Genomic DNA, 21640 nt, shown 5'->3' on the forward strand with positions numbered 1-21640 from the left:
CCTGGATGGGCCCTGTTCAACAGAACCCATGCAATTTTCACAATGCCCCGGCACTTCCGGCGCCGAAAGTGTGTTAATTTAGACAGCGTCTAAAATATCCGGTGGGTTGCATGTACGAGAAGCTGAAGGAGTTCTGGAAGGCCGCGCCGGAGGGCTTCACCTTCCATCTGCTGCCCGGGCAGGGACGCTACAAGTACTTTCTGGAAGGCAAGGGCTGCCGGCTGGGCGTGCTCTTCGAGGACACGCTGAACGTGTACTACGAGTGGCTGACGGAAGACGGCGAGCCGGTGCCCTACGGGCCGGAGCTTCGCTACAAGTGGATGGCCAAGCGCGACCTGGCGCGGCTGATTCTGGAAGGGGAGTGGGAGGTGACGGAGGCCCGTCCGGAGGCCGTACCCCTCTGATCAGCGACCGGCCAGCTCGGCCGCTTCTTCAAGGCGGACGCTGACCAGCGTCGAGACGCCCGGCTCCTGCATCGTGACACCGTAGAGCCGGTCCGACAGCTCCATCGTGCGCAGGTTGTGCGTGATCAGGATAAACTGGGTGTTTTCAGAAAAGCTGCGCAGCAGGCGCATGAAGCGCTCGACGTTGGCTTCGTCCAGCGGCGCGTCCACCTCGTCGAGGATGCAGAATGGGCTGGGTTTGGTCAGATACAGGGCAAAAAGGAGGGCGATGGCCGTCAGGGCCTTTTCGCCGCCGGAGAGCTGAGCGAGCGTGCTGGGACGCTTGCCGCGGGGACGCGCCAGAATCTCGATGGGAGACTCCAGCGGATCGTTCGGATCGGCCAGCACGAGATCGGCCCGGGCGTCGCCGCCGAACAGTTCGCGAAACAGCTCCTGAAAATTGCGGCGGATCGATTCGAACGTTTCCAGAAAGCGGGCGGCAGCCGTCTGGTTGATCTCCTGAATGGTGGTTTCCAGCGTGGCCTCGGCCGATTCCAGATCCTGCTGCTGGGCCAGCAGAAAGTCGAGCCGCTCTTTTTCTTCCTGATACTGCTCGAGCGCCAGTTCGTTGACGGTGCCGAGGTTGGCCATCCGGCGGCGTAGCGTTTCGATCTGTTCCCGGGCGGCCTGCACGTCGAAGTCGGCCGGCGGTTCGGGCAGGCGGGAGGGATCGTCCACGTCCAGGTGCTCTCGGGCATGCTCGGTCAGACCGGCCAGGCGCGTGCGCGTTTCGGCGAGCTGCACCTGATACTGACGTTCCTGCTGCTGCTCCTGCTCGTAGGCGCGGCGAAGTTCGCGAAGCTGGCGCTCGACGCGCTCGAAGGCCGTGCGGAGCGCGACAAGTTGCTGGCGAAGCTGCTGTACTTCGGCCTCGACGGGTGGTAGTTCGGCGCTCCGGGCGCTTCGCTCTTCTTCGATGGCCCGGCGTCGTTCCTGATCTCGGGCCAGGCGCGTTGCCAGTTGTTCCTGCTGCTGCGCGCGTTCCTGCTGGCGACGCCGGAGACCTTCCAGCCGCTGGCGGAGTTGCTGTTGCTCGCGCCGGAGGTTTTCCAGCCGGTTGCGCGTTTCGGCCGCCTGCAATTGCACCTGGTTCAACTGCTCCATGGCGGCGCGGTACCCGGCTTCTGCCTGCTGAAGGGCGGCTTCGGCCTCCTGCAGCGCACGCTGGCGTTCGGCCACCGCCTGTTCGGCTTCCGCCAGCGCTTGCCGGAGCGTCTGCAGTTCGGTCGCAAGGGTCGCCTGTGCTTCGTCCAGTTGCGCCCGGCGGGTTTTCAGGGCTTCGAGGCGCTGGCGGAGCGACTCGCGCGTGGCCTCGTGGCGGGTGGCCTGCTGCTCCAGCGCACGCAGCGCCTGCTCGGCCTCACGCAAAGTCTGCTGTTTTGCGTCGAAGGGAAGCGCCTGTAGTTGCTGTTCCAGCGTGGCGCGCTCGTTGCGCAGGCGGGCGATCTCCGTTTCCAGCGAGGCGGCCTCGGTCTGAAGGGCGTTCAGGCGCTCGCGGCGGTCGAGGCGGCCGCTGAGGGGCGAGCGCGGCGCCTGTGCGCTGCCGCCGTGCCACCAGTTCCGGCTGTCGATCCACTCGCCCTGTGGCGTGAAGAAGCGGGCCGGCTCCGAGGTGCTCTGTGCCAGACGCCGGGCCGTTTCCAGATCGTCGACCAGATAGGCGTCGTGCAGCAGCGAGGCGGCCAGCGGTCGCAGTTCGGGACGGGCCAGCCGCACATGGTCGAGAAGGGGACGGGCGCCGGGGATCTCGGGCGGATCGTTCGGGGGCGTCAACCCTTCCAGCACGATGAAGGTGGCCCGGCCTTTTTCCGCCTCACGGAGCAGCCGGAGTGCCTGTCGGGCTTCCTCTTCGGTAGCCACGACGATCCAGGCGGCCCGCTCGCCGAGCGCGGCGTCGAGGGCCGGCTGCAGCTCGGGCGCGATGCCGAGCAGGTCGGCTACGGTCTGTAGCGGCGCATCCGTCCAGCCCGGCGTGCGGGCCAGGAAGGGGACGGCCTCCGGAAAGTCCTCGTAGGCGGTGAGTACCTGTTCCAGCAATCGCGCTTCGGCCCGGACGGCCTCCAGACGTCGCTCCTGCTGGTGCAGCGCTTCGTCGCGGGCGGCGATCTCCTGACGCAGCTCCTGTCGGCGGCGCTCCAGCACTTCGATTTCCTTCCGAAGATTTTCGCACGTCTGGCGTGCGGTCTCGCGTTTCCGGAGGATTTCTTCCTGCTCGGTTTCGAGCGCCTGGAGCTGTGCGTCGAGCGTCTTCTGCTCGGCGTCGAGGCGCTCGCGCTCCTGTTCCAGCAGTTCGCGCCGGTTGCTCTGGCGGTCGAGCTGGCGGCGCGCTTCGAGCAGGGCCTGCTCGGCCTGTTGCAGCAGGCGGCGGGCTTCCCGGACGCGCTCCCGCTGCTGTTCCAGCGCGTGCTGGGCGGCGTCTCGGTCTTCCAGCGCCCGGCGCAGGGCAGCTTCGGCCGCTTCGTGCCGGGGCATGGCTTCCCGGACGGCCGCCTCGGCGGCTTCCAGCGCCTGCTGCAGGCGCTGCTCCTGACGTGCAGCCTCTTCCGCTTCGCGTTGCAGCCGTTCCTGTTCACTTCGGGCGGCCCGCAGGCGCTCGTCCAGCAGGCGGCCTTCACTTTCGAGCGCCTGCAGGCGATTTTGCAGCGTGTGGAGGCGTTCCTGCGCGGCCTCCAGCGCCGTTTCGGTCCGGGTGAGCTGCTGCTGCAGTTCGGTCTGTTCCGCTTCGAGCGCTTCGTAGCGGGTGCGGGCCTCGCGCAGGCGCGTCTGCACCTCGTCCAGCAGGGCTTCGAGCGCGTCGGCCTGTTCGCGCAGCCGGTCGTAGTCGTGTCGCAGGAGTGCCTGTTCGAGCGTGCGCAGTTCGTCGCGGTAGCGGCGGTAGCGTTCGGCGCGGTCGGCCTGGCGTTTGAGCGTATCGACCTGGCGCCGTACCTCTTCGATCAGGTCGCGCAGGCGGGTCAGATCGTTGCGTGTGGCGTCGAGCTTGCGAAGCGTCTGCGCGCGCCGCAGTTTGTAGCGGGTGATCCCGGCCGCCTCCTCGAAAAGATGACGTCGGTCCTGGGCGTTGTCCGAGAGGATGTCCTCGATCATCTTCAGCTCGATGACCGAGTAGGCGCCGGCCCCCATGCCCGTGTCCATGAACAGCTCCTGGATGTCACGCAGGCGGCAGGGGGTGCCGTTGAGCAGGTACTCGGATTCGCCGGAGCGGTAGAGGCGGCGGCCGATGGTGACCTCACTGTAGTGGAGCGGCAGGATGCCGCGCGTGTTTTCGATGGTCAGCAGCACCTCGGCCATGCCGACGGGGCGGCGACGGGCCGTGCCGTTGAAGATCACGTGCTCCATGCGTTCGGAGCGGAGCACGCGGGCGCGCTGCTCGCCGATGACCCATCGGACGGCATCGACCAGGTTCGACTTGCCGCAGCCGTTGGGGCCAACGATGGCCGTGATGCCGGGATCGAAGTGCAGGACCGTCCGGTCTGCGAAACTCTTGAAACCTTGCAGTTCGAGCTTGCTCAGGTACATGACCGTCCCCACCTTCAGGCCGCCCAAGATAAGACGGTTCAGGAAGGGGAGCAAGCCAATCGGCGCAAAGCATTGGTGAGCCTTGTTTTTCTATGAAAATGATAATACCTTAATCTCGAACCATCTTGCGTTAGCTGTGCCGCATGCGAATTTCCAAAAGCTTTGATGGGGAATGTCGGCGGGACGGAACTGGTCGTTTCAGCTATGCGGCTGTTTTGTTTTAAATTCTGAAGAACAGGCGGTAATCCTCTTGCACTTCGTTGCTCATGAACCGGGGCCTTTCTGAGACGAGAGAGAGGACGGCCGGGCGGCGCGTCCGGAGCTGGCACGTGGCGGCGCTGGTGCTCGTGCTGGCCGTCGGCGGTTTGCTGCTCTATGCGTTCTGGCCGGTGCTTACCGGCCGCGAGGAAACCACGCGTCCCGAGGACGTGCAGGCCACAGCGCCGCCGGTGGCCGTCGAGGCCGTGGTGGTGCAGCCGGTGGACTTCCCGCTGCGGGCCGAGGCGACCGGTACGCTGGCGCCCTGGCGCCAGACCGAAATCAGCGCCGAGCTCAGTGGGCGCGTCGTGGAACGCCGCGTGGAAGAGGGAGATCGGGTACGGGCCGGACAGGTGCTTGTGGTGCTCGATGATGAGGAGGCGCGGCTGGCGCTGGCCGAGGCCGAGGCGGCCCTGCTGAAGGCCCGCAGCGAGTATGCCGTCCAGCTCAGCCAGAGCGGGGCGGCCGGGATCGACTCGACGCGCCTGGCCGAAGCCCGACGGGCCTGGCAGGCCGCCCAGGAGGCCTATGCGCGCGGGGAGATCGACGAGGCGGCGCTGGACGAGGCGCGGCAGCGCTATGAGGCGTTGCTGTTGCTCTCCGGCGCGCAGCGCGAGGCCGTGCGTCGCGTGGTGACCGGTCTGGCCGAGGCCGAACAGCGCGTGGCACGGGCCCGGCTCCAGCTCAACCGCACGCGCATCCGGGCGCCGTTTGCCGGGCGCGTGGCCGACCTGCAGGTAGAGGTCGGTCGGCATGTGAGTCCCGGCCAGGTGCTGATGCGGCTCCTGGACGACCGCCGCATGAAGGTGGAAGTCGATGTGCTGGAGGCCGATCTGGTGCATATCCGTCCGGGCGCTTCGGCCTGGGTGCGGCTCCCGGCGCTTGGCGATACGGTGGTGGCGGGCGTCGTGCACACGGTTAATCCCCGCATCGACCCGAAGACCGGGGCCGGACGCGTGACCGTGGCCGTGCCGAATCCGGAAGGACGCCTGCTGGCCGGCATGTTCGCCTACGTGGCGCTGGAGACGCGCACGCTGCCCGACCGGCTGGTCGTGCCGGCCGAGGCCGTGCTCGTGCGCCAGGGACGCGATCTGGTCTTTGTGATTCGCAACGGGCGGGCGCAGTGGACCTACGTGACGACCGGGCCGCGCTCGGGGGATCACGTGGTGCTGCTCGATGGTGTGGCGCCGGGCGACACGGTGGCCGTCAGCGGCCATCATGCGCTGGCGCACGATGCGCCCGTCGAGGTGACGGCCGTGCATCCGACCTTCGAGGTGAACGACTGAAACGGTCAGGATCCATGCGCGCGCTGGTTGGCTGGTGCCTGCGGCGTCCGGTGGCCGTCACGGCCTGGAGCCTGCTTGCCGTCGGACTGGCGGTGATCGCCTACGTGCGGCTGCCGGTGGCGCTGCTGCCCGATCTGCGCTATCCGGCGCTGGCGGTCTGGACGGCCTATCCCGACGTGCCGCCCGAACGCGTGGAGCGGGCCGTGACCGAACGCGTGGAGGCGGCGGTGGCCGGCGTGGAAGGGGTCGTGGCGGTGACGGGCCGCAGCCTGCTGGGCGGCAGCCTGGTCGTGCTTCGCTTCGGGTGGAACACGGATCTGAACCTGGCGCTGCTGAACGTCCGGGAGCAGCTCGACCAGCTCGGCGACGCGCTGCCCGACGAGGCCGAGCGTCCGGTAGTGCTCCGGCTCGACCCGAGCGACCGACCCATCATGCTGCTGGCGCTTCGCCAGGCCCTGCCGCGCGATACGGTCCGACGCGCGGCCGCCGGAGAAAGCTTTCAGGATCTGGTCGCGCTCAAGCGACTGGCCCGCGATGTGGTCGCGCGCCGACTGGAGCAGCTCGAGGGCGTGGCCCGCGTGCGCGTCACCGGCGGCTACGAGCCCGAGGTCGAGGTGCGGCTCGACCCGGAGCGACTGATTCGGTACGGGCTCACCGTGGCGCAGATTGAGCAGCGCCTGCGGGCGGCCAACGTCACGCTGCCGGGTGGACTGATCCGTCGCGGACCCTTCCGCTACGCCGTCGAGGTCAGCGGGGCCTTTACGGAGCCGGCCGACGTGGCCGAAACGATCGTGGGCTATGCGGGACGCACCCCGCTGCGGCTGGCCGACGTGGCCGAGGTGCGGCCGGGCGTGGCCGAGCGTCGCGGACTGGTGCGCTTCGACGGCGAAGAAGCGCTGCTCCTGCTGGTGGAGCGGGCCGCCGACGCCAACACGGTCGTCGCCGCCCGCCAGGTGCGCCGCACGCTGCGCGAGCTGGAAGCCGAGGTGCCGGGCGTTCGGCTCGACGTGGTCGTGGACGAGAGCCTGTTCATCCGGCAGGCCATCGCCGGAGTGCAGCAGGCCGTGCTGCTGGGCGGCGTGCTGGCGCTCGTCGTGCTGCTGGTGTTCCTGCGCCGGCCGCGCGTGCTGCTGGCCGTGGCGGTGGCCGTACCGCTGTCGCTGGCGCTCACGCTGATTGCGTTCGAGGTGGCCGACATCACGCTGAACCTGCTCTCGCTGAGCGGGCTGGCGCTGGGCGTGGGGATGCTCGTGGACAACGCGATCGTGGTCACCGAAAACATCGCCCGGCTGCGGGAGCAGGGCTATGCCCCGCTGGACGCCGCCCGGGAGGGGACCGTCGAGGTCGCTGCGGCCATCACGGCCAGCACGCTGACGACCATTGCAGTTTTCGGGCCGCTGGCGTTCGTCGAGGGACTGGCCGGGCGGCTCTTCCGGGATCAGGCGCTGGCCGTAGTCTTTTCGCTACTGGCCTCGCTGCTGGTGGCGCTGACCGTGGTGCCCGTCCTGGCCGCGCGCGACCGCCGACCGGGCCGCCTGGAGCCGTTCGGTACGCGCTGGCTGCTCGTCCACTACGAGGCGCTGCTCCGGCGTGCACTTCGTCGGCGTGGGCTGGTCGTGTTGCTGACGCTTGGCGCGCTGGCCGGGACGGCCGTGCTTGCCTGGCACCTGCCCCGGCAGGTGATGCCGCACGCCGATCTGAAGCGGCTGACGGTCCATCTGAGCGCCCCGCCCGGCACGGACCTGCCGCAGCTCAGCCGCTGGGCGGAACAGATCGAAGCCGAAGCACTCCGGCTGCCCACCGTGCAGCACGTGCTGGCCGATCTGGGCGAGCGCGACGAAGCACGGCTCGACCTGGATCCGCGTCCGCCCTACGAGGGCACGCTGACGCTCCTGCTTGATGAAAAGGTTCGCTCGGAAACGGTCGCCGAGCAGCTCCGCCGGATGCCGATGCCCCCGGCGCTGACCGTCGAGATTCTGCCCGAGCGTACGCAACTGGAAGCCCTGCTGGCCCGGGGTGAGGCCGACCTGTGGCTGGACCTGCAGGCGGATCTGCGCACCGAGGCCGAGGCAGCGGCCGATCAGATATTGCCGCAATTGCGCCGAGAGCCGGCGCTGGTCAACGTGCGGCGGGCCTTTGCCGAAGAGGTGCCGGGCTATGCGCTGCATTTCCGGCGCGATGTGATGGCCCGCTTCGGCGTAGATGCGCGGCAGCTGGCCGACTGGCTGGCGGCGGCCGCTCGCGGACTGGAGGCGACGGCGCTGCAGACCGTCAACGAGGCCATTCCCATCCGGCTTCGCCTGCCCGAAGCGCAGGCGCTGCAGCGTCTGCTGCAGACGGAGATCCCCACGGCGCAGGGACTCAAGCCGATCGGCCTGTTCGTCGAAGCCCGGCCGGTTTCGCTGCCGGCCTCGTTGCTGCGGGCGGGACAGGCGCCCGTCGTGCGGCTGCTGGCCGATGTGGCACCGGGGGCCGATCTGGCCGCAGCCCGCGCGGCGCTGACGCGGGCCCTGGAGGCACTTCCTCCGGGCGTGCGCGGCACGATCGGCGGGGCTACCGATGCGTTTCGGGAAGGGCTACGCGGCGCCGCCTGGAGTCTGCTGCTGAGCCTGCTGCTGGTGTTTCTGATCCTGGCGGCGCAGTTCGAGAGTCTCCGCCAGCCGTTCATCATTCTTTTCACCGTGCCGCTGGCTACGATCGGTGTTACGCTGACGCTGGCACTTACCGGACAGTCCGTCAATCTGATGAGCCTGACCGGGCTGGTGGTGCTTGTCGGGATCGTGGTGAACGATGCGATCATCAAGGTGGACTTCATCAACCGGCGTCGGGCCGAGGGCATGCCGCTGCTTGAGGCGATCGAGGCGGCCGGCCGCGACCGACTGCGTCCGATTCTGATGACCACGGTCACGACCGTGCTGGGGTTGCTGCCGCTGGCACTCGGACTGGGGGCCGGGGCGGCATTGCAGCAACCGCTGGCGATCACGATCATCGGCGGGCTTACCAGCGCCACGCTCCTGACGCTGATCGTGGTGCCCGTGCTCTACGTGCTCGTGGCCGGAAGCGAGCGACGAACGCTATGAATGCACCCTCGACAACCGGCGGATGGACCGGGTGGTTACGCCGTCCCGTGGCGATCCTGTCGTGGGCGACGGCGCTGCTGCTGGCCGGGCTGTGGGTGGGGCAGCAGATCCCCATCGAGTGGGTGCCGCGGGTGGAGCTGGCCGAAGTGCACCTTGCTGCCTCCTGGCCGGGGGCAGCCCCCCGGCAGGTCGAGCAGTACGTGACGGCACCCATCGAGCGGGCCGTGCAGCGCGTGCCCGGCACGGTGCACGTCGAGAGCCTTTCGGAAGAAGGGCGCGCGACCGTCATCCTGCAGGTGGCCCCGGACGTCCCGCTGGGACCCTACGTGGCGCAGGTGCGTGAGGAGCTGGCGCGGCTGCGTGGCGTGTTGCCCGATCGCGTCGTGCCGCAGCTCACGCGGGCCGTGCCCGAGCAGCTCCGTGAGCAGCAGGGCTTTCTGACGCTGCAGCTCGTGGGACCCCTCGAACCCGAAGCGCTGCGCCGGCTGGCCGACGAGCTGGTGGCCCCGCGCCTGCGGAGCGTGCCCGGCGTGGCGTTCGTGCATGTGGCCGGCGGGCGCGAGCGGGAACTGCGCATTACGCTGGATCCGGATCGGCTGGAAGCCTACGGGCTGGCGCCGGCCCGCGTGCAGCAACAGCTGTTCGATGCCCTGCGCGACCGGAGCTATGGCCGCTGGCAGACCGGCCGGAGCTCCTGGCTGCTTTTTACGCCTCCCGAGACCGATCTGGACGCCATTCGTAACCTGGTCTTGCATCAAGCCGGACCCGACGCCGCGCCGGTCCGCCTGCGCGATGTGGCCCGTGTGCGACTGGGACCGGCCCCGGCCCGCTCGATCAGCCGCGTGGACGGCCAGCCGGTGGTGACGCTGTCGATCGACCGGAAGCCGGGCAGCCACCTGCTGACGGTGGCCGAGGCCGTGCATTCAGCCGTCGAACGGCTGCGCGCCGAGCTGCCCGAAGGCGTGCGGCTGCTGGTGGTGCTGGATCGCAGCGAGGATGTGCGCAAACAACTGCGGGACCTGATGCTCCGGGGCGGGCTGGGCTTTGCGCTGCTCGTGCTGGTGCTGCTGGCATTGCTGCAGAGCGTGCGGGCCTGCGTGGCCGTACTCTTCAGTGTGGGCGTGGCGGTAGCCGTGGCGCTGCTGCTGTTCCGGCCGCTGGGGCTGACGCTGAATCTGATCACACTGGCGGGCATGGCGCTGGTGGCCGGGCTGCTGGTGGACAACAGCGTGGTCGTGGTCGAGCAGCTCCTGGTCCAACGGCGACGGCTGCGTGCCCGGAGGCTCCAGGGACTGGCGCTCGATGCCGAAGCGACGCGTCGGGCGTTGCAGACCGTCTGGCTACCGCTGCTGGGCGGCACGCTCACCACCATGGTCGTGGCATTGCCGCTCGTGTACCTGAGCGGCGAGCTGCGCACGCTGTTTCTGCCCTTTGGCGTGCTGGTGGCCTTCACGCTGGGCGCTTCGCTGCTCAGCGCCGTGCTGATCGTACCCGTGCTGGGCCGTTTTCTGCCCACGCCGCCGCCCGTGCCGGTGCGCCAGCGTCGCCGCCTGCGCCGGCTGATCGCGCTGCCCTATCGGCTGGCCGCCCGCTGGCCGCGTCTGACGCTGCTCGTGCTGTTTCTGGCCGTGGGCATTCCGCTCTGGGTGCTGCCCGACGAATGGAAGCTTCCGGACGAAGACGAGCAGGAGACCATCGAAAACGAAACCTGGCACCTGGCACAAGCGCGGCTGGCCCGGCTGTACAACGCCACGCTGGGGCACGAGCGCGTGCAGGAAGTGCGCCGGCTTGTGGAGCCGTTGCTGGGCGGCGTGCTGCTGCCTTTCTTCCAGAAAACCACCTTCGGTAGGCGCTGGCACTTCGAGGTCCGCCCCGAGGTGTACGTCTACATGGCCTTCCCACCGGGCACGCCCGTCGGACGAGCCGACACGCTGATGCGGCGCTTCGAGGCCGTGGCGTTGGCTTCACCGTCGGTGGCCCGTACCGTGGCCCAGATCACCGAGCAGGTGGCCTACCTGCAGGTGCGCTTTACGGAAGCCTCGCTGCGTACCATCGAACCCTACCTGGTGCGCGAGCGGCTCATCCAGCAGGCCGTTCAACTGGCCGGGCTCCGCTATCTATCCGTGAGTGGCCTGCTCGAGCAGGGCTACTACAGCGGCAGCGGCGTGAGTATTTCCGAATTTCGGATCGCCGCCTATGGACCCAGCTACGAGGATCTGGAAGCGCTCTGCGAGCGGCTGGCGCAACGGCTGAAGGCGACCACGCCCCGCGTGGCGGCCGTCAACTACAACGTGGACCGCTACGGCCGACCCGACGCCCGCGAAGTGCTGCAATTTCGCTGGACGCCCGAAGCGCAACTGCGCACCGGACTGACCGCCGGCGACCTGGCCGCCGCCCTGCGGCCCGTCTTCAACACGCGCTTTCCGTTCTTCCGGGCGCCTGTGGCCGACGAACCCTATCTGCCCGTGCGGATCGAAGTGGCCGGCGCCGAGCAGATCGACGTGGCGCGGCTGATCACGCAGCCGCTGCCCGTGACCGACAGCGTACAGGTGCAACTGGCCGCGCTGGCGCCACCGGAGATCGTGCCCACACCCTCGGCCATCGAACGCTTCGACCAGCAGTACCGGCGCTACATCAGCGTGGATTTCCGGGGACCGTGGCGGCTGGGCGACCGCGTCATCCGCCAGGTGGTCGAATCGATGCCGCTGCCGCCGGGCTACCGCCTGCAGTATCCCACCTACGCCATCTTCGGCGAACGCGAACTCAAACGCACGGCCGGCTGGATGCTGCCCATCACGATCGCGCTGGTATTTCTGATTGCAGCCATGGTGTTCGAGTCGTGGCGGCTGCCTTTCGTCATGCTGCTGAGCCTGCCCATGGCCGCCCTGGGCGTGGCGGTTGGCTTCCTCTGGAGCGGGGCGAACTTCGCCGAAGGCGCGTTCATCGGACTGGTGCTGCTGGCCGGCGTGGCCGTCAACGACAGCCTGCTGCTGCTCGACCGTTACCGCCAGCTTCAGGCGCAGCGGCCGCACGGGCGGCCCGCGCAGCTGATCCGTCTGGCCGTGCGCGAGCGGTTGCGTCCCATGTGGACCACCACGCTGTCGTCCGTGGTAGCCCTGCTGCCGCTGCTGATCTTTCCGGACGAAGAGGGCTTCTGGCTGGGACTGGCCGTGACCGTCATCGGCGGATTGCTCGCTGCGACGCTGCTGGCGCCCCTGGCCACCGTCGCCCTGATCAGCCGACGCAGGGGTTGAAAAAACGGCGCATAGCCGAATGCGCCGGAAACGCAGGGAAAAAAGGCCATTTCGCCCATGCACCGGCACGACCGATCGTGCAGGTTTGAGTCGGTCACCTCCCCCGAAACCATCTGTTCGAGGCCGGTCATGTGGAAAGAATTCAAGGCATTCGCCCTGCGCGGCAACGTGATCGACATGGCGATCGGCATCATCATCGGGCTGGCCTTCGGCGCCGTGGTCCAATCGCTGGTCAACGACGTGCTGATGCCGCCGATCGGATTGCTGGTGGGTGGTGTGGATTTTTCGGATCTGTTCATCGTGTTGCGCGAGGGGACGATCCCCGGCCCCTATCCCACGCTGGAAGCCGCGCGCGAGGTGGGTGCGGTTACCCTTAACATTGGTGTGTTTCTGAACAGCGTGGTGAACTTTCTGATCGTGGCCTTCAGCGTGTTTCTGGTGGTGAAGGGGATCAATCAGCTGCAGCGCAAGCAGGAGGAAGCACCGCCTGCGCCGCCGAAGCCCTCGCCGCAGGAGCAACTGCTGATGGAAATCCGGGACCTGCTGAAAGCGCAGCGCTCATAGTTGCGTCAAACTCAGTTTTTGCGTAATATTACGTAATTCCCTTCATTCCCCGGCGCGGTCGGTTGACAATCGGCCCCTCGGAGGCTGGACAGATCGGGTACGGACCATGCAGCATGCAATGCATGGCCGGCGCAGGGTGGGTTTGCACGTTGTTTCTGAGTCGGCTATCCCGCATTCGGGTGGATGGCTCCGGCGTTGTCGAGCGTCCTCTGATTGTCGCGCGATGCAGATCGGCATTGTGGTTGGAATCACGATTGAGCTGGATCGGCAATCGAGTTTTTCGCCCACGGGTACCCTGAAACCTGAAGGGAGCCATGAAACACGATCGCCTCGTCTGCCTGCTGCTGCTTGGATGGCTGCTGGCCGGGTACGGCTATGCCCAGATTCGCGGCGGTGCCGAAACGGCACAGCTCGAGCCCGGCGACCACGTGCTCTACCAGGAAGACCTTTCGGGCACGCCCATCGGCGGCCAGGTGGAAGGCTGGGAAATCGTCCGGGGAAGCTACGAGGTGGCGGAGTTTCTGGATAAGCGCTGGTTCCGTCCGCTGGAGCGGGACACCCGCATGCTGCGGCCGCTTCCGTTCCCGCAGGATTTTTCCGTGGAGTTTACCACCTACCTTTCCGCACAGGCGGGAGCCCATCTCAAGCTGTTTCTCTACACGGCGCGTGATCTGGAGCGGGAGCGGATGGGTCCTGATGGCCCCTCACAGGTTTACCTGATCGTAGGTCGGGGCTACCATCCGGACCACGATTTCGTGCATCTCCGGGTGTACGATCCGACGCAGCGCCGCTATCAGGATGTGGTCTCGCCCGGCTCCTACAAGTTCACGCCGAATCAGCCGCGCCAGGTGGCGCTGCAGGTCCGCGGTGGGCAGCTACAGCTCTTCGTGGACGGCATGCGGGTCGCCCTCACGCCCTTCCGTCCCGAAGCGCCGCTGGTAGCCATCGGATTCATCTTTGATGCAGGGAGCGGACACGAACTGCCTTATAAGGACCGCCCGGCGCTCGTGGACGGCCTCCGCATCGCCGGCTACAGCCGCCCTGTGGGACGTGCCACCGGCGGCGTCTTCCTCTACTGGGCGCTGCCCGGAGCGCAGGAGGGCCTGCCGCAGCTCCTGGCCGCGCAGAGCCAGACCGTCAGCACGAGCGCAGCGCTGGACGCGCTAAAACGGCGCTACGGCTGGCAGGAGGCCACGCTGGTGGTAATCGATCTTCCGGCCAATCCCTTTGCCCCGGATGAAGTGCGGGTGCGCGCCAGTGGGCAGGCGTGGAACGACCTGGTGCAGCGCCTGAAGCGCGAGCTGGAGGTGGTGCGGCAGCACGGCGGCGGATTGCTTATCGTGGGCGATGGGGGCGACGGACGCACCGAGCGGGAGCGTCGGCTTTTAGCCAATCAGTGTGCTCTTGCCTTTGCCGCCTGGCTGGCCGGGCAGGGCATCGGCAACCCGCAGCACCTGCTGAGCATCGTGGCGGACAACGGCGGGTATGAGAGCATTTACTACGAAGTGGCAACCGGCCGCTACGAAGGCATCATGTCGCTCCGGCTGGGGCGGAGGCGGTGAGTCGAGTGGTTGTTAAACAATGAGCGGAGGCGGCCATGAAGCGCGTGCACATTGCGCTGGCATTCCTGGTGACGCTGCCTGGCGTCGGTACCGCCGCAGCCCAGCAACTGGTATGGCTGGGGACGCTGGGAGGCAATGAGAGCTGGGCGCGAGGCGTGTCGGCTGATGGCTCAGTCGTCGTTGGCGGAGCAAAAACCGCGCAGGGTTCAGATGCCGGACTGCGTGCGGCTGGTGGTCTATGACCTGCTGGGGCGTTCGGGGCGGACGCTGCTGGAGGGGCCGCTGGTGCCGGGCGTGCACGAGGTGGTCTGGGATGGACGGAGCGATGCGGGCGCGCGGCTTCCGGCCGGGGTGTACCTGTTGCGTTTAGAAACCGGCAACGGGGTACAGAGCCGAACGATCACCATGCTTCGATAGCCGATGCGACGCGGGCTGACACCGGTCGTGGCCGGGCTGCTGATCCTGTCGGCAACCCCGCCGGCCTTCGGACAGGTCTGGCGCGTGGGTGTCGCGCTGGAGGGACAGATATTCCCCTTTGGACTGACCGGGTTTTTCGAGTACCAGCAGGGCCTATACGGTGTGCAGGTCCGGATCGGCTGGGATCTGTTCGGCGGCCTGTACCTGGGGAGCGAGGGCTTCTGGGAGCCGTTTGAAAACAACCGCTACGCGCTCGGGCTGGTCGTCTATCCCGGCGTGGCCCGTGCGGCACCGGATCTGGATTTTACCGGGGTGATGCTGTTTCCCAACGTGGGCGTGCGGCGGCCCGGCAGCGGATGGGGACATCTGGGACTGGGCCTGCCGCTGCACTCGTCATTTTACGAGCGCATTCAGGGCGACTGGGGATTTCTGGCGCTCCTGCGTACGCGGCTTCAGATCGTTCGTGCATGGACCCGACCATAGATCATGTGCCGATGGCTTCTGGCGTTGACGTTATTGCTTGTGATTACTGCCCGGGCACAACCGGTGTCGCGTAGCGAGCAGCTACTTCGGAAGCTGGAAACCGCCCGCACGCCCGCCGAGGCGCATCCCCTGCTGGAGCAGCTTGCCCGGGCCCTGAAAGAGGGTGAGCTGTTCGGCGAGGAAGCACGCATCGCCCGGCTGACCCGGCGATTCTGGGAGGATCCGGCGGCGCCGTCCGCGGTGCGCTTTCAACTGCAGGAAATCTACGGCATGATCGCGCCGGCTCTGGCGGCCATGGAGCCGAGCCTGGCGGAGACGCTGTTCGTGCACGGGCCGCTGGGCTGGCTGCAGGGGAAAGATCCGGAGCGCCGGCGTTTTGCCCTCGGTGTTCTGTCCCTGGGCTGGGAAATCCTCTACGGACAAAATCTGCAGGAAGTCTTTCTGCAGGCGCTGCCGGCCGTGCTGGCCTCGGCCGCCACGTGGCCCGAGGAAGACTTTGAAGTTGTCATGTCCCTGCTGGCCGAGCGGATGGCGCTTTCCACCGAAACGCACCTGCCCGATGGTCTGCCCCCCGCCTTTGTCGAGCGCCTGCGCCGCTACCGTGGACCGCACGTATGGTACCTGCCCCGCATTCTGGCGCTGGATACCACGGCCGCAGGGACGCAACATCTCATCGCCTTTGCGCTCAATCCGCCGCCCCTGCCGCCAGAACAAGCCCGGTGGATAAACCCCCAGCGACAGCGCGAAGTGTTTCTGGAAACGCTGGAAAATCGCCGCCTGACGCTGGAGCAGAAGCGGCAGGTCGTGGCACTTCTCGCTGAGCCGGAGCTTCGGCATGCCGTGTTCCGGCTGGTGCGTACCTGGTGGTATCGGGAAGAGCCCCTGCCACTCCCGACGCCGGAAATGCTGCCGCTGCTGGAGGCGTGGGCCATCCGGGAAAATTGCGAGGAAGCCGTGCGTCTGCTGGCGGCGGCCGGTCTCGAGGGCCTGAGGCGGCTTTTTCGGATGGTGGAGGAAGACCGGCGAGACTGGAATGCGCCGATCCGGAACCCCCGGCCCTGCGAGTGGGACCGCTGGAGTACACTTTTTGAACAGGCCGGCGAAATTGCTGAGGAGATTGAAGCCGCCTACCGGGCGAACCCGGCGCCCTGGCATGTGCGCCTGCTGGCCCGCGCCGGACGCTGGGAGCCGGTTTTCGAGGCCCTGGCCTCTCCGAATGTGGCCCTCCGGCGGGAGGCGGCTTTCGTGCTGGGACTGGCCCTGGCACCCGAGGAAGACGAGCTGGCACGAACGGGGAACACCGGACACGGACGAATGCTGGCCACATCGCTTGCACAACGACCGGACCTTCTGCCTCGTGTACAGGAAGCCCTGAAGGACGAGGACCTTGCGGTTCGACGCGAGGCACTCCGGGCCCTCCTCTGGCTCGGCGACGAAACCACCCGCCCGGCATTGCTCGCGGCGCTTCGCATGGACGAAGAAAATCAGTTCCAGACGTTCCTGAGCGGCTTCCGGCCGAAGCTCACGGATTCGCTGGCCCTTGCCCTGGCACGCATCGTCCGGGAGGATTCCAGTGGGCCGGTGCGGCGCCGCGCCATTGACCTGCTGACTCGTGCACAGCCGGGCTCCTGGCCGAAGGTAGTGGAAGGCGAGCTCCGGCCGCTGCTTGGCGATCCCGAGCCAGAGGTGCGCCGCGCCGTGGCGGGCTACTTTGCCACCGTACCCGCCCGGGAAGTTGCCACCACGGTCGCCCTCCTGGAGGCCACACAGGACGCCAGCGAGTACGTGCGGCACTTTTCCGCCATGGCCCTGGGCCTGGCCCGCGGCTGGACGCCGGAACTGGTGGACCGTCTGGAGGTGCGGCTACGCGAAGGAGATCCGGACGAAAACGTCGTGCGCGGTCTTGAGCGTGCTTACCTGCATGCCCTGCGCCGGGAGCCCGGATCGGTGGATCGCCTGCTGGCCATCGTTCTGGAGCGGAAGGGTCCGGCACGCTGGCGCAAAGCCCTGGCCGAAGGACCGCCAGCCGATTCGATTGTAGTCCGGGCGCTGCTGGAGCGGCTGGCCTCTCGGCCACTCAAGGACTGGGCCTCCATGCCGCCGAAGTTTGGTCTTGAAGCCCTGCAGCGGATGATCGAATTTTTTGTCCGGGCCGAGGAAGATCCACTGCCGCTCGTGCTCATCGGGCACCTTGTCCCCCGGGAAATGCTCGATCCCTGGCTGATTCGCCGGGCGCTCGAGGATCCAAATCTATCGCTGGAACACCGACTCTGGCTCATCCACCAGACGCTGGAGATTCCGGCGGATCTCCGGGAGAACGTCTGGCGGCTTCTGATGCAGGCGCTCCGCGAGGAAGAAGGGGGCGAAATGACGCTGGCATTGTTCGGACGGTGGGGATTTGCCGGCGTGCGGCGGCTCGTCGAGGAGCGCTGGGATGAGCCGGAGACGCTCCGGCGCGTTGCACGGTATCTCCGACGCCAGGAAGAACTCGGGAAGCTTCGGGCAGCCACTGGCAACACGGGCGGTCCGCATCTGCCCAAACCGTCCGATGAAGACCTGCCCTGGATCGAGGCCACGCTGGCGCGCCTTGTGCCTGGCACCCGCGATCCACGCCTGGCGCCGCTGGTAGAATTGCTGGGCCTCTGGGACCTGGGCAATGATCCTGCTTTGAAGAAGGCCACGTTTCAGACCCGCATTCCACAGCTCCTGCTCCGACATCTTGCCGATCCCGTCGAGTGCCGTGCCGTGGCGGAGGCTGTGGGGAGCCTGTTCAGTCGGGGTATCGTGCCCCGGTGCCCGTAGAGATAGGGTTTACTTACTTCAAAAAACAGGGTGCTGGTGCCCGGGGTGGGACTCGAACCCACACGGCCGCGGGGGCCACGTGATTTTGAGTCACGTGCGTCTACCAGTTCCGCCACCCGGGCAATTGCGCTTCAGTGAACCCCGCGGCCGTGCTTTCGGTTTCGCGAAAATGCAACCGAAGGGGACGAAACGGAGCGGTAGGGTCCGGGCATGTAGGGGGCGCGAAGTAAAGCAGTGGCCGCCGAAACGCCCGGTTGACTACACGCAACCTGCAGGCGGACTCGACGTGCAGGCGAAAGGCCATCGACGTTACTCCGCTTCGGGATGTGAGCAAACAACGGGGCGGCTTCTGGAGCAACGCGATGGTAACAAGCAGGTGTGTCGGGCGCCGGTCGCCGGGGGCTACGAGGAAGCATTCGGGGCGTCGGAGGACGACTTGGCGTCGGGTGTGCTCCAGCGACGTGCGTCTTCGAGCAGGGCGATCACTTCTTCGTCGGTCACGGGCCGAAAATCCTCGTACCACTGACCGACGGCCACGAAGTCTTCGGGCATGGCCACGCATACCAGGTCGTCCACCTCGGGCTCCAGCACTTCAGCCGTCTCCGGTGCGCACACTCCGGCTGCCAGCACGATCCGGCGGGGTTGCTGGCGGCGCAGGGCCCGGACGGCCGCCAGCGCCGTGGCGCCGGTCGCCAGCCCATCGTCCACCACGATCACGGTGCGCCCTGTTACGTCCGGCATGGGCTGATCGCCCCGGTAGCGGCGGATGCGACGTTCGAGTTCCTGCTGCTCGCGTTCGGCCAGCCGGCGGGCCATCTCCGGCGAGATGCCCAGCGCCCGGAGCGCATAGGGGTAGAAGAACACGACGCCGCCGGGCGCTACAGCCCCGATGGCCAGCTCGGGCTGTTGCGGCGCGCCGATCTTGCGGGCCACGATCACGTCGAGCGGCGCCTGCAACGCGCGGGCAATCTCGTAGGCGACAACGACACCGCCGCGCGGCAGGCCCAGCACCAGCGGACGCTCGGCCCGGTAAGGCATCAGCAGGCGGGCCAGTTGCCGTCCGGCATCGCGCCGGTCGCGGAAGCGAACAAAAGCGGTCATCTCGGGCGTATGAAGGCAACGGTTTTCGGACAATGTACGATCATTGTGCTATGGAGCAAAGCGCGCCGTCCTGGTTCCGTGAACTCGATCACACGGCCGACACGGGCATCGAAGTCTGGGCCGAGTCGCTGCCGGAGCTTTTCGAGCGGGCCGCCTGGGGACTCTTCGCCATTCTCACCGATCCCGAAACTGTGACGCCCCGCGAGGCGGTCTCCTTCGAGCTGGAAGCACCCGACGTGCAGGCGCTCCTGGTGCGCTGGCTGTCGGAACTGAACTACTACCACATCACGAAACGGTGGGTCTTTTCGCGTTTCGAAGTGCAGCAGCTCAGCGAGCGGCACCTTGTGGCACAGGCCTGGGGCGAACCGATCGATCCGGCGCGCCACACGATCTACACCGAAGTCAAGGCCATCACCTATCACGGGCTCAAGCTGGAGCGGCGCGACGGCCAGTGGTACGCCCGCATCATCTTTGACCTCTGAGGGAACCGGAAAGGCTCCGTACAGATTCCGGCGCGGGCAGCAGATGGATCGAAGAACATGGATGTGAAGATTTTCACCACAGGCGGCACCATCGACAAGGTGTACTTCGACGCGAAGAGCACCTACGAGGTGGGTGACCCGCAGATCGTGGATATTCTCCGCGAGGCGAACGTCACGATCGACTGGGAGCTGGAAACGCTTTTCCGCAAGGACAGCCTGGACCTGACCGACGAGGACCGGGCGGTCATCGTCGAAAAAGTGCGGCAGGAGCCCTGCCCGCGCATTCTGATCACGCACGGCACCGATACGATGATCGAAACGGCCAAGGCGCTGCAGGGCATTCCGGGCAAGACCATCGTGCTGGTGGGGTCGCTCAGTCCGGCCCGCTTTAAGAGCAGCGACGCCGAGTTCAACATCGGCTTTGCGCTGGCGGCCGTGCAGACGCTGCCGCCGGGCGTGTACATCGCCATGAACGGCCGTATCTTTCACCCAGATCGGGTGCGAAAAAATCGGGAGGCCAACCGCTTCGAACCGATCTGACGGTCACGGGCCGTCAGACGGCAACGCTCAGGAGGCATCGCAATGGCCCGTGCGCCGAACATTTCGGCCCGGCTGGTTGCCCGGGCGCGGCAGGGCGAGTCCGAGGCGCAGAACCTGCTGCTGCGTCGGCTGGAGCCGGTGCTGCGCGCCTTTTTCTTCAAGCGACTGGGCAACGTGCCGGAAATCGACGATCTGGTGCAGAATACGCTGCTCCGGGTACACACGGGGCTTTCGGACCTGAAAGACGATGCCCGGCTCAAGGCGTTCGCCATGAAGGCGGCGCTGTTCGAGTTGCAGGATTACTATCGCGGGCGCTACCACGGGCGAGAGCAGCTTTTCGATCCGGAGCAGCCACCGCCGGTGGCCGATGATCCCGGAGGAAGCGAACCCCGGCTGGATCTGGAGCAGGCGCTGCAGGCGCTCACGCCGCATGCGCGGCGCATTCTGGAGCTCCGGGCCTACGGCTATCGCTATCAGGAGATCGCCCGAATGCTCAGCATCACCGAGGCCGCCGTCAAGATGCAGGTCAAGCGTGCCTTCGAAAAGATGCGCCGATTGCTGCCCGGCTGGTCGGAAAAGTCCTGAGCCATCCCGTTACCTGCGAAACGCATCCAGCGGCTTTATAAGAGGTACAGCGAGATTCCAAGAAGTTAGCGTAAACGCTCATGGCCGCCGATTTTGACGCATTGCCTTTCCGGGAGGAGTTGCCGCCGGAGGAGCAAGCGGCGCTGCAGGCGTTGTTGCGGCGGGAGCCGGCGCTGGCGCGGGCGCTCCGGCACTGGGAGGCGCTGCAGGCCCATCTGCGTGAGCGTGTGGAGGCGGCGGTGCCGGATCGGCGGTTGCTCGTGCTCTACGCGCTGGTTCGCAGTGGGCGCGAAGCGCTGCTGACGCCGGAAGAACGGGCCGAGCTGGAGGCGGCGCGGCCCGCGCTGGAGCGGGCGTTGCAGGCGCTACCGGGACTGGAAACGGTCGCGGAAGACATTGCGGCGGCCTGTGTCGACTTCGAGGAGGCCTGGGCGGCACATTTTCCGGCGACGTCCGGGCTGCGTCCGGCGGCCGAACGGCGGCCACGTCCGCTGCACCGTCGGCCAGCTTACCGCTGGGTGGTGCGTGTGGCGCTGAGCGGAGTGGTCCTGGCGCTGGTCGGCATTCTCTGGTGGCAGCAGACCGGGCAGCGGGTTGAATGGGCGGTGGCCGACGGCGCCGTCGAGGTGCGCACGCTGGCCGACGGTTCCACGGTGCGGCTGGTGGGACCGGCCGTGCTGCGCTATGCCGTCCGCTTCGACCGAAAGGTGGAGCTCGAAGGACAGGCTTTTCTGGAGGTACAGCCCAACACGCGACCCTTCGTCGTGGAGACGCCCGAAGCGGTTGTTACGGTGCTGGGCACGCGCTTTGGCGTGCGAAGCGCCAGGGGACGGACCGAGGTGGTGCTCGTCGAAGGCCGCGTGGCGCTAAGCGGAAAAGGACGTACCGGAGCGCCGGTCGTGCTGACGCCGGGACAGCGAAGCCTTGTGGCGGCCGGACAGACACCCGAACCGCCCGAGCCGGTGCGGGTGCCCGAGGCGCTTCGGTGGACCGGCCTGCATATCTTCGACGGGATGCCACTGGGTGAGATCGTCCGCTATCTCTCGGACTTTTACGGCGTGTCGATCACCGTGGACGCGTCGCTGGCCGAGGAGCCTATCGTGGGGACGTTCGCACAGGATCAGCCCCTTCCCGAAATCCTGCAGGCGCTGGCCGCCACGCTGGGCGCCCGCGTGGAGCAGTTGCCGGACGGTTACCGCCTGATTCCCATCGGCTGAAGGACAACTCCGGCCCCTTCCGGGCGTAAGATAGGCGCGTTCCTCCA

General features: G+C 67.2%; 15 protein-coding genes and 1 tRNA gene. 13 read left to right on the plus strand and 3 right to left on the minus strand.

Features of this window, described 5'->3' with window-relative positions; genetic code table 11:
• The first annotated feature begins 110 nt into the window (after window positions 1-110).
• Window positions 111-404 (plus strand): hypothetical protein, encoded by a 294-nt coding sequence (locus tag GYH26_RS03380; RefSeq protein ID WP_161540492.1) that lies wholly within the window; start codon window positions 111-113, stop codon window positions 402-404.
• Here the strand turns inward: GYH26_RS03380 and smc are convergent, their stop codons facing one another.
• On the minus strand, window positions 405-3989 hold the full coding sequence (gene smc, locus GYH26_RS03385) for a chromosome segregation protein SMC (protein WP_242006574.1): 3585 nt from the start codon (window positions 3987-3989) through the stop codon (window positions 405-407).
• A gap of 239 nt (window positions 3990-4228) precedes the next feature.
• Between smc and GYH26_RS03390 the strand changes: the two genes are divergently transcribed.
• The 8 genes from GYH26_RS03390 to GYH26_RS03425 all read left to right on the plus strand — a co-directional run bounded on the left by GYH26_RS03390 (window position 4229) and on the right by GYH26_RS03425 (window position 17668).
• The gene (locus tag GYH26_RS03390; RefSeq protein ID WP_161540493.1) at window positions 4229-5506 is read left to right on the plus strand and encodes an efflux RND transporter periplasmic adaptor subunit; all 1278 of its coding nucleotides are present in this window, start codon (window positions 4229-4231) and stop codon (window positions 5504-5506) included.
• 14 nt (window positions 5507-5520) lie between these two features.
• Window positions 5521-8586 carry an efflux RND transporter permease subunit gene (locus tag GYH26_RS03395; protein ID WP_161540494.1) on the plus strand — a complete coding sequence of 1022 codons (3066 nt, stop codon included), beginning with the start codon at window positions 5521-5523 and terminating at the stop codon, window positions 8584-8586.
• Window positions 8583-11840, plus strand: coding sequence for an efflux RND transporter permease subunit (locus tag GYH26_RS03400; protein ID WP_161540495.1), 3258 nt, complete (start codon window positions 8583-8585; stop codon window positions 11838-11840). The genes GYH26_RS03395 and GYH26_RS03400 overlap by 4 nt, the downstream gene beginning before the upstream one ends.
• A gap of 129 nt (window positions 11841-11969) precedes the next feature.
• The gene (gene mscL, locus GYH26_RS03405) at window positions 11970-12404 is read left to right on the plus strand and encodes a large-conductance mechanosensitive channel protein MscL (protein WP_161540496.1); all 435 of its coding nucleotides are present in this window, start codon (window positions 11970-11972) and stop codon (window positions 12402-12404) included.
• Between the two features lie 314 nt (window positions 12405-12718).
• On the plus strand, window positions 12719-13966 hold the full coding sequence (locus GYH26_RS03410) for a hypothetical protein (RefSeq protein WP_161540497.1): 1248 nt from the start codon (window positions 12719-12721) through the stop codon (window positions 13964-13966).
• Window positions 13967-14176: 210 nt separating this feature from the next.
• Window positions 14177-14383 carry a FlgD immunoglobulin-like domain containing protein gene (locus tag GYH26_RS03415; RefSeq protein ID WP_161540498.1) on the plus strand — a complete coding sequence of 69 codons (207 nt, stop codon included), beginning with the start codon at window positions 14177-14179 and terminating at the stop codon, window positions 14381-14383.
• A 3-nt stretch (window positions 14384-14386) separates the two neighbouring features.
• Window positions 14387-14866, plus strand: coding sequence for a hypothetical protein (locus GYH26_RS03420; protein WP_161540499.1), 480 nt, complete (start codon window positions 14387-14389; stop codon window positions 14864-14866).
• Between the two features lie 3 nt (window positions 14867-14869).
• Window positions 14870-17668, plus strand: coding sequence for a HEAT repeat domain-containing protein (locus tag GYH26_RS03425; RefSeq protein WP_014067724.1), 2799 nt, complete (start codon window positions 14870-14872; stop codon window positions 17666-17668).
• Between the two features lie 34 nt (window positions 17669-17702).
• Here GYH26_RS03425 and GYH26_RS03430 read toward each other — a convergent pair.
• A tRNA-Leu gene (locus GYH26_RS03430) sits at window positions 17703-17790 on the minus strand.
• A gap of 280 nt (window positions 17791-18070) precedes the next feature.
• On the minus strand, window positions 18071-18769 hold the full coding sequence (locus tag GYH26_RS03435) for a phosphoribosyltransferase (RefSeq protein WP_161540500.1): 699 nt from the start codon (window positions 18767-18769) through the stop codon (window positions 18071-18073).
• A 50-nt stretch (window positions 18770-18819) separates the two neighbouring features.
• Between GYH26_RS03435 and GYH26_RS03440 the strand changes: the two genes are divergently transcribed.
• The 4 genes from GYH26_RS03440 (at window position 18820) to GYH26_RS03455 (ending at window position 21593) form a co-directional block, all read left to right on the plus strand.
• The gene (locus tag GYH26_RS03440) at window positions 18820-19251 is read left to right on the plus strand and encodes an archease (protein ID WP_242006575.1); all 432 of its coding nucleotides are present in this window, start codon (window positions 18820-18822) and stop codon (window positions 19249-19251) included.
• A 57-nt stretch (window positions 19252-19308) separates the two neighbouring features.
• Window positions 19309-19791, plus strand: a complete 483-nt coding sequence (locus tag GYH26_RS03445; protein ID WP_012843166.1) for an asparaginase domain-containing protein — start codon at window positions 19309-19311, stop codon at window positions 19789-19791.
• 42 nt (window positions 19792-19833) lie between these two features.
• Complete coding sequence (locus GYH26_RS03450) at window positions 19834-20376, plus strand: RNA polymerase sigma factor (protein ID WP_161540502.1); 543 nt, start codon at window positions 19834-19836, stop codon at window positions 20374-20376.
• Window positions 20377-20456: 80 nt separating this feature from the next.
• On the plus strand, window positions 20457-21593 hold the full coding sequence (locus GYH26_RS03455; RefSeq protein ID WP_161540503.1) for a FecR domain-containing protein: 1137 nt from the start codon (window positions 20457-20459) through the stop codon (window positions 21591-21593).
• Window positions 21594-21640 lie beyond the last annotated feature (47 nt).

The organism is Rhodothermus marinus (assembly GCF_009936275.1).
GTDB lineage: Bacteria > Bacteroidota > Rhodothermia > Rhodothermales > Rhodothermaceae > Rhodothermus > Rhodothermus marinus_A.

Bases quoted from the DNA above. Each gene is read 5' to 3' on its own strand.
- GYH26_RS03450 (WP_161540502.1), top strand. From the start codon at position 19,834: ATGGCCCGTGCGCCGAACATTTCGGCCCGGCTGGTTGCCCGGGCGCGG.
- GYH26_RS03435 (WP_161540500.1), bottom strand. From the start codon at position 18,769: ATGACCGCTTTTGTTCGCTTCCGCGACCGGCGCGATGCCGGACGGCAA.
- mscL (WP_161540496.1), top strand. From the start codon at position 11,970: ATGTGGAAAGAATTCAAGGCATTCGCCCTGCGCGGCAACGTGATCGAC.
- GYH26_RS03395 (WP_161540494.1), top strand. From the start codon at position 5,521: ATGCGCGCGCTGGTTGGCTGGTGCCTGCGGCGTCCGGTGGCCGTCACG.
- GYH26_RS03400 (WP_161540495.1), top strand. From the start codon at position 8,583: ATGAATGCACCCTCGACAACCGGCGGATGGACCGGGTGGTTACGCCGT.
- GYH26_RS03390 (WP_161540493.1), top strand. From the start codon at position 4,229: ATGAACCGGGGCCTTTCTGAGACGAGAGAGAGGACGGCCGGGCGGCGC.
- GYH26_RS03440 (WP_242006575.1), top strand. From the start codon at position 18,820: ATGGAGCAAAGCGCGCCGTCCTGGTTCCGTGAACTCGATCACACGGCC.
- GYH26_RS03455 (WP_161540503.1), top strand. From the start codon at position 20,457: ATGGCCGCCGATTTTGACGCATTGCCTTTCCGGGAGGAGTTGCCGCCG.
- GYH26_RS03415 (WP_161540498.1), top strand. From the start codon at position 14,177: ATGCCGGACTGCGTGCGGCTGGTGGTCTATGACCTGCTGGGGCGTTCG.
- GYH26_RS03380 (WP_161540492.1), top strand. From the start codon at position 111: ATGTACGAGAAGCTGAAGGAGTTCTGGAAGGCCGCGCCGGAGGGCTTC.
- GYH26_RS03420 (WP_161540499.1), top strand. From the start codon at position 14,387: ATGCGACGCGGGCTGACACCGGTCGTGGCCGGGCTGCTGATCCTGTCG.
- GYH26_RS03410 (WP_161540497.1), top strand. From the start codon at position 12,719: ATGAAACACGATCGCCTCGTCTGCCTGCTGCTGCTTGGATGGCTGCTG.
- GYH26_RS03425 (WP_014067724.1), top strand. From the start codon at position 14,870: ATGTGCCGATGGCTTCTGGCGTTGACGTTATTGCTTGTGATTACTGCC.
- GYH26_RS03445 (WP_012843166.1), top strand. From the start codon at position 19,309: ATGGATGTGAAGATTTTCACCACAGGCGGCACCATCGACAAGGTGTAC.